The sequence below is a fragment of the Pseudonocardia sp. HH130629-09 genome, assembly GCF_001294645.1.
In the GTDB taxonomy this organism is placed as follows: Bacteria; Actinomycetota; Actinomycetes; order Mycobacteriales; family Pseudonocardiaceae; genus Pseudonocardia.
Window position 1 is genome coordinate 148,399 of record NZ_CP011869.1, and the last position, 14,062, is coordinate 162,460.

The 14,062-nt window shown below is 67.6% G+C and carries 13 protein-coding genes and 1 pseudogene; 10 read left to right on the top strand and 4 right to left on the bottom strand.

All coding sequences use genetic code 11. The features are described from left to right. Window positions 1-38 precede the first annotated feature (38 nt). The 3 genes from XF36_RS29010 to XF36_RS29020 all read left to right on the top strand — a co-directional run bounded on the left by XF36_RS29010 (window position 39) and on the right by XF36_RS29020 (window position 2,881). Window positions 39-1,262, top strand: a complete 1,224-nt coding sequence (locus XF36_RS29010) for an NAD(P)/FAD-dependent oxidoreductase (protein WP_060715142.1) — start codon at window positions 39-41, stop codon at window positions 1,260-1,262. Between the two features lie 29 nt (window positions 1,263-1,291). Then, window positions 1,292-1,708 (top strand): cupin domain-containing protein, encoded by a 417-nt coding sequence (locus tag XF36_RS29015; RefSeq protein ID WP_238589389.1) that lies wholly within the window; start codon window positions 1,292-1,294, stop codon window positions 1,706-1,708. A 399-nt stretch (window positions 1,709-2,107) separates the two neighbouring features. Further along, window positions 2,108-2,881, top strand: coding sequence for an HARBI1 family protein (locus tag XF36_RS29020; protein ID WP_060715202.1), 774 nt, complete (start codon window positions 2,108-2,110; stop codon window positions 2,879-2,881). 51 nt (window positions 2,882-2,932) lie between these two features. On the opposite strand, the gene XF36_RS29025 is transcribed toward XF36_RS29020, so the two are convergent. Further along, window positions 2,933-3,385 (bottom strand): winged helix-turn-helix domain-containing protein, encoded by a 453-nt coding sequence (locus XF36_RS29025; RefSeq protein ID WP_145981698.1) that lies wholly within the window; start codon window positions 3,383-3,385, stop codon window positions 2,933-2,935. A gap of 221 nt (window positions 3,386-3,606) precedes the next feature. Further along, window positions 3,607-4,293 (bottom strand): IclR family transcriptional regulator domain-containing protein, encoded by a 687-nt coding sequence (locus XF36_RS31045; protein WP_145981699.1) that lies wholly within the window; start codon window positions 4,291-4,293, stop codon window positions 3,607-3,609. A gap of 231 nt (window positions 4,294-4,524) precedes the next feature. Between XF36_RS31045 and XF36_RS31050 the strand changes: the two genes are divergently transcribed. The 6 genes from XF36_RS31050 to fahA all read left to right on the top strand — a co-directional run bounded on the left by XF36_RS31050 (window position 4,525) and on the right by fahA (window position 10,782). After that, window positions 4,525-4,923 (top strand): DoxX family protein, encoded by a 399-nt coding sequence (locus tag XF36_RS31050; protein WP_168169625.1) that lies wholly within the window; start codon window positions 4,525-4,527, stop codon window positions 4,921-4,923. A 322-nt stretch (window positions 4,924-5,245) separates the two neighbouring features. Further along, a complete protein-coding gene (locus tag XF36_RS31055; RefSeq protein WP_168169626.1) occupies window positions 5,246-6,460 on the top strand; it encodes an MFS transporter in 1,215 nt (404 codons plus the stop codon). Window positions 6,461-6,540: 80 nt separating this feature from the next. Then, window positions 6,541-7,409 (top strand): IS5 family transposase gene (locus tag XF36_RS29030; protein WP_060713651.1). Its coding sequence is split into 2 segments (ribosomal slippage): window positions 6,541-6,652 and window positions 6,652-7,409, totalling 870 coding nucleotides; the frame shifts between segments, so codons are not numbered across the junction. 147 nt (window positions 7,410-7,556) lie between these two features. After that, on the top strand, window positions 7,557-8,756 hold the full coding sequence (locus tag XF36_RS29035; RefSeq protein WP_060715144.1) for a homogentisate 1,2-dioxygenase: 1,200 nt from the start codon (window positions 7,557-7,559) through the stop codon (window positions 8,754-8,756). After that, window positions 8,723-9,601 (top strand): hypothetical protein, encoded by an 879-nt coding sequence (locus XF36_RS29040; RefSeq protein WP_193394054.1) that lies wholly within the window; start codon window positions 8,723-8,725, stop codon window positions 9,599-9,601. The genes XF36_RS29035 and XF36_RS29040 overlap by 34 nt, the downstream gene beginning before the upstream one ends. Further along, on the top strand, window positions 9,598-10,782 hold the full coding sequence (fahA, locus tag XF36_RS29045) for a fumarylacetoacetase (protein ID WP_060715145.1): 1,185 nt from the start codon (window positions 9,598-9,600) through the stop codon (window positions 10,780-10,782). The genes XF36_RS29040 and fahA overlap by 4 nt, the downstream gene beginning before the upstream one ends. A 144-nt stretch (window positions 10,783-10,926) precedes the next feature. Here fahA and XF36_RS29050 read toward each other — a convergent pair whose 3' ends face one another. Next, window positions 10,927-11,547: a DEAD/DEAH box helicase family protein gene (locus XF36_RS29050; protein WP_168169627.1), complete on the bottom strand. Its 621-nt coding sequence runs from the start codon at window positions 11,545-11,547 to the stop codon at window positions 10,927-10,929. A 225-nt stretch (window positions 11,548-11,772) separates the two neighbouring features. Beyond that, window positions 11,773-12,249: pseudogene (locus XF36_RS29055) on the bottom strand (transposase); the annotation flags it as partial. 259 nt (window positions 12,250-12,508) lie between these two features. Between XF36_RS29055 and XF36_RS29060 the strand changes: the two are divergent. After that, the gene (locus XF36_RS29060; protein WP_060710862.1) at window positions 12,509-13,942 is read left to right on the top strand and encodes an IS1380 family transposase; all 1,434 of its coding nucleotides are present in this window, start codon (window positions 12,509-12,511) and stop codon (window positions 13,940-13,942) included. Window positions 13,943-14,062 lie beyond the last annotated feature (120 nt).

Genomic DNA, 14,062 nt, shown 5'->3' on the forward strand with positions numbered 1-14,062 from the left:
GAAGTGCGCACCTGCGCCGGCGAGGATGGAGAATCTAGATGTCAAGTATATTGGTTATCGGCGGTGGTTTCGCCGGGGTCTGGGCCGCGGCCGGGGCGATCCGGGCCCGGCAGGAGGCCGGCGCAGCCGAGGACGCCGTGACCGTGACCCTGATCGGCGCCGCAGACGACCTGGCGATCCGCCCGCGGCTCTACGAGGACGACCCGCAGGGCAAGCGGGTGGCACTCGACCGCGTTCTCGGGCCGATCGGGGTGCGGCGGATCCCCGGCATCGTCACCGGCATCGACACCGAGGCCCGCACGGTCAGCGCGCTCGGCCGTGACGGCTCGGCGCTGGAGCTGAGCTACGACCGCCTGGTCCTGGCCTCAGGCAGCCGGGTGCTGACCCCCCTGGTCGAGGGCGCCGAGCACCTGTTCGACGTCGACACCCTGCCGGCCGCTGCCGCGCTGGAGTCGCACGTGAGCAGGCTCGGCACGGTAGCCGGCGGCGACGAGCGCTTCACCGCCGTTGTGATTGGTGCCGGGTTCACCGGCCTCGAGGTCGTGACCGAGCTGCCGGCCCGGCTCCGCGCGGTCGCCGGCGACCGGCCCGTGCGGGTCGTCCTGGTCGAGCGTGCCGACACGGTCGGCCCCGAGCTCGGCCCCGGGCCCCGCCCGGAGATCCTTGCAGCGCTGGAACACGCCGGGGTCGAGCTGGCGCTCAACGTCTCCCTACAGTCGGTCGATCGCGAGCGGGCCGTCCTGTCCGACGGCACCGTGATCCCCACCCGCACCGTGGTCTGGACCGCCGGGATGCGGGCCAGCGCACTGACCGAGCTGATCCCCGGCACCCGGGACGCGATCGGCAGGCTCGAGGTCGACGAGCACCTGCGGGTTGTCGGGGTGGACGGCGTCTACGCCGCGGGCGACACCGCCGCCGCCGTCGCCGAGGGCGGACACGTGGTGATGCAGAGCTGCCAGCACGCCGTCCCCCAGGGGAAGCTGGCCGGGGCGAACGTCGGAGCCGACGTGCTCGGGCTGCCGCTGGTCCCGTTCGCCCCCAACCCGTACGTCACCTGCCTGAGCCTCGGGCCGTACGGGGCCGTGCTCACCACCGGCTGGGACCGCACCGTGGCCCAGACCGGCGACGAGGCCAAGAAGCTCAAGCACACCATCAACAGCGAGTGGATCTACCCGCCGATCGACGACGCCGGCGCGATCCTCACCCTCGCCGACCACCGCACGACCTGGCCGACCGAGGCGGTCCAGAGCGTCTCGGCCTGACCGTCCCGTAGCGACACCCAGGAGGCACCGTGATCGAACTCAACGGCACGACGATCCAGACACTCGACGAGCACCCAATGACCGAGCTGCCCGCAGGCGGCCATCTCATGACGGTCGTCGTATCAGTCGAACCGAACAATCCCGGTACACCGGCCCACCGCCACCCCGGACCGGTCTACGGCTACGTCCTCGAAGGCGAGATGATCGTCGAACTCGAGGGCGACGCCCCGGTGCTCAAGCGGGCCGGCGACACGATCTGGGAGCCGGGCGGCGACCGCATCCACTACCAGGCGGCCAATCCCGGGAACACCGAGCTCCGCTTCGTCGTGCTCATGGCCTGCAAGGACGGAGAAGACATGCTGACCTTTGCCTCCGACGAGAAACTGGAGGCCCGCAAGCACCTGCGGCACCCGGGCCCCGTCGTCGACCCGCGCGCGGCGGCCTGACCCGCTCCCCGCACCGGTGGGCGGGGCCGCGGTGGCACCAGCACACCACGGCCCCGCCCACCCGGGGCTGCTCAGCCACCGACCAACGGCCACCGGCCGCCGGGACCCCCCGGGGGATCCCGGATCCGGTGGCTGCCAGGCGAGTGAGGTGGTCGGCGGCTGCGGTGGTGGCTTTTACTGCATGGGGGATGTTGAGTTCGGTGGTACCGATGACAGCCTTTCCCAGTAGTGGGGAGCGGCTGGCGGCGACACGCCGGGGGCGTGGAGGTGCTCAACGAGGGTGCGGGACCCCGGTAGAAGAGGTCGGTCCGCTCAAAGATCGACTCACCACCGAGGTCCCGCGTGCCCGATCCTGTCACCTACACCGCCGTGCTCCCGATCGGGGAGCCCACCGCGTCCATGTTGTCGCGGCTGTTGGCCGAGGAACGCCTCCGGCGCGGGACCCGGCGCGGGCGTCGGGCGCTGGACTGTGACCGCCACGCGGTGCTGGTGCTGCGCTGGTTCCTCGACGCGACCCGGGTCGCCCAGCTCGCCACCGACAACCAACTGAGCCTGTCGAGTACCTACCGCTACCTGCACGAAGGCATCGACGTTCTGGCCGCCGCCGCGCCTGGACTGCCCGGCGCGCTGCTCGCGGCCCGCACCGCCGGGCACACCCACGTTCACCTCGACGGCACCGTGATCCACACTGACCGCTCCCGCACTCCCGGACCGACCCCGGGAGTGGATCTGTGGTGGTCGGGTAAGCACCACGTCCACGGCGGGAACGTTCAGGTCCTCACCGCGCCTGACGGGTGGCCGTTGTGGACCTCCCCGGTGCGCCCGGGCCGCGAGCACGACACCACCTGCGCCCGCGGTCACCCCGGCCTGCTCGACGCGATCGAGGGCTGGACCGACGACACCCACGTCGTGCTCGCCGACCTCGGCTACGAGGGTGAGAACACCCGCCTGACCTGCCCGTTCAAGACCCCCACCGGCGGTGGGCTGTCGGTGGACAAGCGCACCGTCAACACGCTGCACTCCGCCGTCAGGGCTGTGGCCGAACGCGGGAACTCCCTGCTCAAGACCACCTTCAAGGCGCTACGCCGGGTCAGCTTCTGCCCCTGGCGGATCGGCGCGATCACCGCCGCCGCGCTCGTCCTGCTCCACGTCGAGCACGACCGAACCACATGATCAACCAGCACCTACTGGGAAAGGCTCAATGAGCCCTTTTCAACCTGCCGTTCAGGCCCCTGAGCTGCCGGAACGGCAGGTTAAAAAAGGCTCACTGGCCCGGTACAACGGTCGCTGCGGCGACAGCCCGATACGACGCAGCAGTTGCCCGATCCCCTGCGGGGTCATCTCCACCCCGAACCGGGTCTTCATCAACTCACCGACGATCACCCGGGTCCACAACGCGAAGTCGAACTGGAACTGGCGCGGATCACGCCCGACCAGCCAACTCCGCAACTGCGATGTCTGCTGTTCAGTCAGCTTCGATTTCGCCCCCGGCAAGGGCTTCACGGCCAGCGCCTGCACCCCGCCCTCCCGGTACAGACGCCGCCATTGAAAGTACGTGGCACGCTTCAGCCGTAGCGCCGACATGATCGACTCGCGCCCGATCCCGTCATCCACCATCCGCACGAACTGCGAACGAATCTCTGGCAGCTCACGACGCGGGAGTCGACGTTCCTTCACTCATACACTGAGCCTTTTTCAACCTGCCGTTCCGGCAGCTCAGGGGCCTGGTTGTGTGGGTGCAGACGCCGAGCTAGCGAGCCGGTGACCTGTGCAGCTGTGGTCAGAGCAGTTGCGCTGCAACCTTCGCGATCTCCTGACGCAGAAGCTCGCTGGTCAGGTTGAAAAAGGCTCACTCTACCACAACGTCTATACGCCAGTTTTCTCACTAGTATAGCGTTTCACGTGGCTGCCAGGCGAGTGAGGTGGTCGGCGGCTGCAGCGACGGCTGTCACTGCATGGGGGATGTTGAGTTCGGCGGTACCGATGACACTGACGCTCGCTTCGGCGTTCCAGCCGGATAGGTCTTCGGCACGGTTCGGCTGGATCGCTGCTGCGATTCCGGTAGCCCCAATCTGGAGTTGCCCGGAAGTGATACTGTAGCCTTGGAGGCGGGCCAGGTTTACAGCGTCGGTATCTGTAGCGCTAGGTTGTCGGGCGGCAAGGATCGCGATCCCGGCGGCTCCGATACTCAGAGGGTGTCGGCTGCCCACTCGGGGACTCATGTGTAATACCGCGTCAGGGGATTCGACGCTCATGATGTAGATGCAGACGTCACCCTGGGCTACGGCGATACAGGCCGTGGCGGTGGTCTGTTTGGCGAGCCCGGCGAGCACGGGTTCGGCTGCTCGCCGGAGCTGAGGTTCATAGCTGGCTGCCAGAGCAGCGATTCCCGCCCCCAACCTCACTCGGCCGTCAGCTGTGCGAGCAGTCAGACCGTGCGCGTCGAGGGTCCCGACCAATCGATAGCAGATTGCACGGTGCACGTCAAGTTCAGCAGCGAGCTGCGCGACCGTCATGCCGGCAGATCGCTCGTGTGAGAGCAACTGCAGGATCGTCAGGCCTCGATCGAGCGTCTGTAGCACCATCCAGCTCTCCCCAACGTCGCGCATTCCGATACTACGGGCGCCGCCACAGCATCGTTGCATCCACGATGCCTTGACGTGCCTCTCCGACACCGCTAACTTACTGTCTGTTCGCTCTCCGAGACTACATGTGCGATTATAGCACGCCCTCCTCGTGTCACGCGGAAGAAGAAGGGTTCGATGATGACTCCTCCTGCGTTACCGGTCATCGCCCGAGATGCAGTCCTGGTGTGCATGCGTCTGCTCGTGGCAACGATCCTGCTCGGACAGGCAAGCAAAAAGCTCTTCGAAAACGGCTTCGCAGGCACGGTCGTCGAGTTCAGGCGTATGGGAATCCCACTACCGTCCCTCTCTGCTACGTTCGCGATTTCTGTTGAATTTCTCGGTGGGATCGCGCTTGCCCTCGGATTTCTTACCCTCATCGGGGGAGGACTCGTCGTCGTAAATATGCTCGGCGCACTGATCTTCGCCCACGCAGCAGATATAATGAACGGCGGTGATAGCTGGCTGATGGCGGGTGTCGTCTGTGCTTCCACGTTGCTCCTGATGGTAGCCGGTCCCGGACGTGTCAGCGTGGATTACGCGTTGCACAGACGTGCCCAGCACCGAGAAATCCCCGAAGGGCGCCCTTAGAAATACAGCCCCGACAGGCGGGTCGACACATGGAATCGCAAGTAGCCGACCGCTCGACTCGGTGGTGATGATGGAACAGAAAATTCTTGAACTATGGCGAATGCACCGCATCTACTGGTGGGTGCGGTGGCCTGGACGGATACATCACATTCGCACGTCCGTCGCGACGATGTTCCGAGTACCCCCAGACCGTGAGGCGCGAACCGCACGAGAGAGGTGAGAATCCATGACGAACAGTCGCCGCTCCTATCGACCACATCGACACCGCACAGCAACTTCACCAGGTCGAGTCTCGTTACTCGTAACCGCGCTGTGCTGGGCCATGGTCGTGATCGAGGGATACGATCTCATCGCGTTCTCCACGGTGGTGCCGATCCTCCTGCGTGACCCGAACAGCGGTTATGGAACGGGCGAGATCGGAATGGTCGCCGCGGCAGTCTTCGTCGGAACGATGATCGGCGCCTTGGCCTCTGGTCCCCTCGCAGACCGTTTTGGGCGACGCCCGATTGCCATCGGCTCTGTCGTAACGTTCACCTTGTTCGGCGCACTCTGCGGCGTCGCCGCAGGTCCTGTTTCTCTAGGACTCCTACGCCTCCTTACTGGAATTGGAATCGGTGCACTGGTACCGGCGGCGTCCGCGTTAACCATGGAATTCGCCACTACCCGCCACCGCACCTTGGCTTACACCGTGATGCTGTCCGGGGTACCGCTCGGCGGAGTCGGAGCAGCCTTGACCGGACTTGTCGTGCTACCGACACTGGGGTGGCGATGGATGTTTTTCTTATCGCTCGTTCCGGGGCTTTTCCTGATTCCAGTACTGTTAAGATGGCTGCCTGAATCACATATTTTTACCCGTGGAGCTATCCGGAAAGAAGGATCAGATTATCTCGTCGCAGACGATAGTGTGAACGATGAGATTGCGCCCGAGTCAGCGCTACGTGAGAGAGGCGGCATTTTCGCGCCGCGATTTCGAGCATTTTCATTGCTCTTCGCCTCGGCGACGTTCTGTGGGATGTTCGTCTGGTTTGGGCTGGCTACCTGGCTGCCTGGCATCATGAGCGAAGCAGGGTACGAACTAGGATCGAGTCTGCTATTTCTTCTGACCTTGAATCTCGGTGCCGTGGTCGGCTCGTTGTTCATCGCGGCTGCGACCGACCGTTGGGGTAACCGGCCAGTCGTGGTGTGTACCTATTTCGGCCTCACGCTGGCACTCTTCGGACTGTCCATGCAGCTGCCGCAGCCACTGCTATCCATCGCCATTGTCTGCGCCGGGATAGGCGGGCACGGTGGGCAGATCCTCATTAATGCCTTCGTCGGTGCATCATATCCTGATACCATGCGCGCGCGTGCACTGGGATGGAGCCTCGGTGCCGGACGGCTGGGAACTATTGTCGGCCCTCTTATCATCGGATCGGTGGTAGGTGGATCTGATCCGCTCATCGGATTCATCATCTTCGCAGCTTTATCTGCGGGCGCTGCTGCCATCCTGGCCGTCATCCGACCTCGCTCACCGAGATACCATGGTGCGGCCACTTGACCAAGATCTGTATCGGATGTGAACCCGGTGACTCCGCTCTCTGAGAGCGTGTTTGAGAAGGGTCGGCGTGTCTGCGCTGGATGCGTCCGGGTGTGGTCCATCGTGGAGGAGTGGCTCGGCGTAGGCGGCGGTACCCCTCGGACACCAGCGATGAGCAGTGGGCGTTGATCGAGCCGCTGCTGCCAGCGGCGGGGCGGGAGGCCGGCCGGAGAAGCACGCGCGCCGTGATGTGGTGGATGCGATCCTCTATGTCGTGCGCGCCGGGTGCGCGTGGCGTGCTCTACCAGTTGATTTCCCGCCGTGGCAGACGGTGTACTGGTACTTCAACCGGTGGGAGCAGCAGAGGGTCACCGAGCAGATCCTCCCGATCGTGCGCCGTCAGCTACGCGCTGATGAGGGCCGCGACCCCGAACCCAGCGCGGGGATCATCGACTCGCAGTCGGTGAGGAGCGCTGACACGGTCGGGCGGGACACCCGCGGCTACGACGCCGGGAAGAAGATCAACGGCCGGAAGCGGTTCATCGTGACCGACACCCTCGGCCTGCTGCTGACCACGATGGTGTGCTCGGCCTCGGTCCAGGACCGCGATGGCGCCAAGTCGACCCTGCTCGACCTCTACCTGCGCACGAGGGTGCGGTTCGTCTACGCCGACGCCGGGTTCGCCGGGCGCCTGCTGGACTGGGCGACCACGATCCTGCACACCAGCGTCGAGATCGTGCGCAAACCGCCTGAGCAGCGCGGATTCGCCGTCCTCCCGCGGCGGTGGGTGGTCGAGCGGACCCTGGCCTGGGTCACCGCGCACCGCCGCCTGGCCCGGGACTACGAACGCCACCCCGCAGTGTCCGAGGCCATGATCCGCTGGGCGGCGATCAACACCATCACCCGCCGCATCGCCCGTGGCGAACCCGCCCGACGCCAGCAGAAGTACGTAGTCACACCCTCAACATGATCTTCTCAAACACTCTCTAAGTCACCGGGTTATGTCTTCCTGTAGTGTGGCGATGGCTCCGTGCAGTCGATTCGGCCAGCTTGGCCAGATGTATGAGTGGAAATGGATGCAGAGCAGAACGATGTCTAGCGTTGCGGGAAGGCTGTGATGGGTTTCTATCGGAATGTTGGTGACGTCCCGCCGAAGCGGCACACCCAGCATCGACGCCCCGACGGGACGCTCTACTACGAGGAGCTGATGGGGGAGGAGGGCTTCTCCTCGGACTCCTCGCTGCTCTACCACGCGGGCGTCCCGTCGGCGATCGTCGACGCCACCCCCTGGGACCCGGGCGACCAGTCGCTCACCGACAACCGGCCGCTGCTCCCGCGCCACCTGCGGCTGCACGATCTCGGCACCCCGGACTGGAAGTCGGTCGACGTCGTGACCGGGCGCCGGCTGGTGCTGGGCAACGCCGACGTGCGGATCTCCTACGTCGTCGCGGGGGAGGTCAGCCCGCTCTACCGCAACGCCGTCGGCGACGAGGTTGTCTACCTGGAGTCCGGGTCGGCGATCGTCGAGACCGTGTTCGGCGCGCTGCACGTGGTCCAGGGCGACTACGTCGTCCTCCCGCGGGCGACGACCCACCGCTGGGTCCCCAGCGGGTCCGAGCCGCTGCGCGCCTACGCGATCGAGGCGTCGTCGCACATCGCCCCGCCCAAGCGGTACCTGTCGCGCTACGGCCAGCTGCTCGAGCACGCCCCGTACTGCGAGCGAGACCTGCACGGACCGGGCGCGCCGCTGCTCGTCGAGCAGGCCGACGTCGAGGTGCTGGTGAAGCACCGCGGCGGGCCCGACGGGATCACCGGCACCCGCTACGTGGTGCCCACGCACCCGTTCGACGTCGTCGGCTGGGACGGCTGCCTGTACCCGTACACGTTCAACGTCGCGGACTTCGAGCCGATCACCGGTCGGGTGCACCAGCCGCCGCCGGCGCATCAGGTCTTCGAGGGCTCCGGCTTCGTGGTCTGCAACTTCGTGCCGCGCAAGGTCGACTACCACCCGCTCGCCGTGCCGGTTCCCTATTACCACGCCAATGTGGACTCCGACGAGGTCATGTTCTACTGCGGCGGCGACTACGAGGCCCGTAAGGGCTCCGGGATCGGGCAGGGGTCGATCTCGTTGCATCCGGGCGGGCACAGCCACGGCCCGCAGCCCGGCGCGGTCGAGCGGGCGCTCGGCGCGGAGTCCTTCGACGAGCTCGCGGTCATGGTCGACACGTTCCGGCCGCTGGCCCTCGGTGAGGGCGGCCGGGCCTGTGAGGACCCGTCGTACGCGTGGAGCTGGGCCGGGCGGGGTTCGCCGTTGTGATCGGCCCGCTGGTCACCGGCCTGTGCGACGACGCGGCCGTCTTCCCACCCGGGTCGGCATCGCTCCCGGCCGCGGTGCGGGCCCACCTGGATCGGCGCGACGCCTGGTACGCCGCGCTTGTCGGCCCGCTCATCCTGCCCGACGGCGCCCTCGCCGAGCTGGCCACGTTAGTCCCGGCCGAGACGACGCTACCGCTGTCGGTCACGCTGCCCGGCGGCCCGGACGGTCTCGACGCGGTGCGCGCCACCGCGGCCCGGCTGCCGGTGAATCTGCGGTCGGTCGAGGTGCCGGTCGCCCCGGCGGCGGACCCGGTGGACGCCGTGGACCAGATCGCCGGGTCCGCCGCCGGGATCGACGCCTACGTCGAGATCCCGCGCGACGGCTCCGGCCCCGCGGTGCTCCGGCGGGTCGCCGAACTCGGCCTGCGCGCTAAATTCCGCACCGGTGGGGTGTGGGCCGAGCTGTACCCGCCGGTCGGCGAGCTGGCCGCCGCGCTCACCGACGCCGTCGCGGCCGGGGTGGCGTTCAAGGCCACCGCCGGGCTCCACCACGCCGTCCGCACCACCGACCCAACGACCGGGTTTGACCAACACGGGTTCCTGAACCTGCTGCTCGCCACCTCCGTCCTCCTCGACGGCGGCGGCAGGTCCGATGCGGCCGCCGCCCTCGCCGACCGCGACGGCCCCGGTCTCGCCACCCGACTGGACGAGCTCGCTCCGGTGCAAGTCTCCGCCGTCCGTCGCGCCGTCGTGTCCTACGGCACCTGCAGTGTCACCGACCCGCTGGCCGAGCTCGTCGCCCTCGGCCTGATCACCGTCCCCGACCGGGAGGGATCCCCAACATGACGACCGTCGAGATCCCCGAGGGATCACTCTTCGGCCTCGCGAACCTGCCCTACGGCGTGTTCTCTCCCGACGGAGGGGATCGACGGGTCGGGGTGCGTGTCGGCGACTCCGTGCTCGACCTCGCCGAACTGCTGCCCGGCGAGCGCGCCACCTTCGCCACCGACACCCTGAACCCGTTCCTCGCCCAGGGCCGAGACCGCTGGGCCGCCGTCCGCGCCGCGATCACCGAGGCCGCAGCCAGTGACATACCAGAGCGCGCCGTGCACCCTGTCGCTGTGGTGACCCTGCACCTGCCGTTCACCGTCGGCGACTACGTGGACTTCTACGCCTCCGAGCACCACGCCACGAACCTCGGACAGCTATTCCGCCCGGACTCCGAGCCGCTGACGTCAAACTGGAAGCACCTACCCGTCGGCTACCACGGCCGCGCCGGCACCGTCGTCGTCTCCGGGACCGGGATCGTCCGCCCGTGCGGGCAGCGCAAGGCCCCGGCCGACGACGTCCCTACCTACGGTCCGGCGCAGCGCCTGGACATCGAGGCCGAGCTCGGCTTCGTCGTCGGGACCGGGTCCGCGCTCGGCACCCGGATCAGCGTCGACGCGTTCGACGACCACGTATTCGGCGCGGTCCTGGTCAACGACTGGTCCGCCCGCGACCTGCAGGCCTGGGAATACGTGCCGCTCGGCCCGCACCTGGGCAAGAGTTTCGCGACCTCGGTCTCGCCGTGGGTGGTTCCGCTCGCCGCGCTGCGCGACGCCCGCGTCCCGCTGCCCGGCCAGGACCCGAAGCCGCTGCCCTACCTGCGTGGTGAGACGGACGCCAGCCTGGACATCGAGCTCGTCGTCGAGTGGAACGGCGAGGAGGTGGCTCGCCCGCCGTACCGCGAGATGTACTGGTCCCCGGCGCAGATGCTGGCGCACCTGACCATCAACGGCGCCTCCACCCGCCCCGGTGACCTCTACGCGTCGGGCACGATCTCCGGGCCCGAGCGCCACCAGCGCGGCGCGTTCATCGAGCTGACCTGGGGCGGGCACGAACCAATCACAGTCAAAGGCGAGAAGCGCACCTTCCTACTCGACGGAGACGAAGTTGTCATCTCCGCTACCGCACCCGGCCCGGACGGGACACGGATCGGATTCGGCGACGTCACCGGAACCATCATTCCAGCAGTTCTGGAATAATCACCCACCAAAGAGGCTTACTAGTGAGAAAACTGGCGTATAGACGTTGTGGTAGAGTGAGCCTTTTTCAACCTGACCAGCGAGCTTCTGCGTCAGGAGATCGCGAAGGTTGCAGCGCAACTGCTCTGACCACAGCTGCACAGGTCACCGGCTCGCTAGCTCGGCGTCTGCACCCACACAACCAGGCCCCTGAGCTGCCGGAACGGCAGGTTGAAAAAGGCTCAGTGTCTGCAGAGTGACGACATCGACGACGCCCCGCAGCGAGGACCGTCCAGCGCCCAGCTGGCCCGCCCGAACACCCAAGAACTCTCTGACGCGGCTCCGCCACTGATCCGCCAACGCCTTGCGATCCACCAGGATCAGCGTGGCCACACCGTGCTCCGCGATCAACGCACATCCCATGACGGTCTTCCCCGCACCCGGCTCTGCGACGAGCACACCGAGGTCGTGAGCAGCGAGGTCCGAGACGGCGGCAGCCTGGTCCTCGCGCAGCGTCACCGACAGCTCGAAGCTATGGCTCTCGCCGTCGGTGCGCTCGTCGGCGATCTCGACGCAGCTCCCCGCCTCCTTCAGCACCGAGACGATCCGCTCACCGAGGCCGCGGGGCAGGACGAGGCGACCGTCCACTGTCTCGTCGTAGCTCAACAGGAACCGGGGCACGTTCCACGTCGACAGCCGTCGCCGCTGCCGCTCACCGAACAACGGATTGCTCATCGACGCCGCGTGCTTGAGCGTCCCCAGTGCTGCCGGAGTCAGCTCCGACACGGCCACCTCACAACCAGCCTCCAGCCGTAGCCCGACTACAGCCGCTGATCTCGGCCTTGTCCGCGTCGACATGGCGGGGGCCAAGTTCTCGACTGCCCCACCCACCTTCACCGCCCCGACCCGACCGGCGAGACGGGTGACCTCAGCAGGGGACAGTCGGTGCACTCCGGACAGGTACGCCCACTGATCGGGCCTGTCTCGTGATCGGTGTTTCGGCGTCGTTGCTCAGTAGGTCTCGGCTCCCGGCCAGCGGTCACCGAACGTGATGGCGAACGCGTTGATCACGGGCTTCCAACGCATCGTCCACCTCGTGCGGCCCGTCCCGGTCGGGTCCAGGCTGCGAGTCACAAGATACAAGCATTTCATCGCAGCCTGCTCAGTGGGGAAATGACCACGCGCCCGCACCGCGCGCCGGTAGCGGGCGTTAAGCGATTCGATCGCATTCGTAGAGCAGATCACCCTTCGAATCTCGACGTCGTAGTCCAAGAACGGCACGAACTCTTCCCACGCGTTGCGCCATAGCCGGATCATCGCCGCGTACTTACGGCCCCATTTCTCGTCGAGCTCATCCATAGCGATAAGTGCTGCATTCGGGTTGGGCGCGGCATAGATTGGTTTGATGTCGCGCTTCACCGCGTCCCAGTCCTGTCGACCCACCAGCCGGAAAGTGTTTCGGATCAGGTGCACGACGCAGGTTTGGACAATGAGCCTTTTTCAACCTGCCGTTCCGGCAGCTCAGGGGCCTGGTTGTGTGGGTGCAGACGCCGAGCTAGCGAGCCGGTGACCTGTGCAGCTGTGGTCAGACCCGAATCCGCGAGTAGCGCTGGTGTCCGGACTGGGGAGATGGCGATAGGTGCCCGCTGACCTGCGATGATCGTGTTTGCGACGACACGACATTGCGGGTTGAGAGGACACCTATCAGGTGCGAACAGTACGCAAGCGACGCCCGCGGTGTGCGCGGGTGCGTCTCGGCGCGCCGGACGCGGCGCTGACCAGGTTCTCCGGGCTGGCCGCGGTGACCGAACTGATCGACCGGCTCGGGATCATCGACAAGCTCGACGCCGCGGTCGGGCCCATCAAGGACCGCGACCGCGGGTGCAGCGCCGGGCAGATGCTGGTCGGCATGTCGGCGGCGCAGCTGTGCGGGGAGGACTTCCTGGTCGGGCTGGACCGGCACCGCGCCGACACCGCCGGGCAGGCACTCACGCCGGTGCCGGGGTTGGCGTCCACGACCGCCGCCGGGCTCGCGCGCAAGTTCATCGAGGGGCAGTGGGCGGCGGTGGAGACCGGGCTCGGTGACGTGCACACCACCGCGCTGGACCTGCTCGCCCAGGTCGACCCGGACCGGGCCGAGCAGCTGACGGCGGACGTGACGATCGATCTGGACACCACCGATGTCGAGGTTTACGGCCGGCTCAAGCAGGGCGTGGCGTTCAACCACCAAGGCCAGCGGGTCGCCCGCCCGCACGTCGCGACCTGGGCCGACACCGCGGTGGTGCTGGCCGCTGACCTCGGTTCGGGCCGGGATGACCCCCGCGCCACCAGCGCCGAGCTGTTCTACCGGGCGCTGGCCGCGCTCCCCGCGCAGGCGCGGGCGGGGCGAGTCCGCGTGCGTGCGGACGCGGGCTACTTCGCCGGGCAGCTCGCCCGCGCAGCCCTGTTCGTCGGCGTGGAGTTCGCCATCGGCGCCCGACGCATCGCGCCGCTGTGGCGCATCCTCGACGGCGTCGCGGCCGACGGGTGGACCGACGCGATCGACATGACCGGCGCGCAGGTCGCGGTGGCCGACTATTGCCCGAACTGGTGGCCCGCAGCGACCCAGCTGCTGATCCGTCGGGTCCGGCTCGACCTGGACCACGGCCAGGTCTCCGGTGACCCGCGAGCGCGGCGCCGACGCACCCTGCACCCCGCCCAGCGGGCGCTCCCGCTCGACGACCTCGCTACGGTGGCCAAGGTCGACGGGGTGTTCGCCTACTCGTTCATCGTGACCAACCTCGACGTCTCCACACCTGCCGCAGCCGCGCAGGCCGAGTACTGGTACCGCCACCGCACGAAGGTGGAGAACCTGTTCCGCGACACCAAGCACGGCGCCGCGCTGCGCCACCTCCCCTCCGGACACCTCGCGGTGAACCGAGCCTGGATGTGGGGCGCACTCCTGGCCGCCACCACCAGCGGGTGGCTGCACCACCTCACCGCCCGCACCCGCGACGGGCGCCTGGTCGGGCACGGCGTCCGCGGCGGCCAGGCCATGATCGCCACCCTGCGCCGGCGGCTGATCACCATCCCCGCCCGCCTCGTGCGCCACGCCCGCGGCCTCACCCTGCGCCTACCACCCGGCGAGCACCTACTCGCCGAGGTCCTCGCCCGCGTCCGCGCCCTGCCCGCTCCGTCCTGACCCGGCCGCACCGGCCCCGACCAGCACAGGAACCCGCCACCCGAGGCGACACTCGGGCCGCCCGCTTGCCCACCACCCAACTCCCGACCCAAGCAACATCAACTTTGGCCGACCAAGATC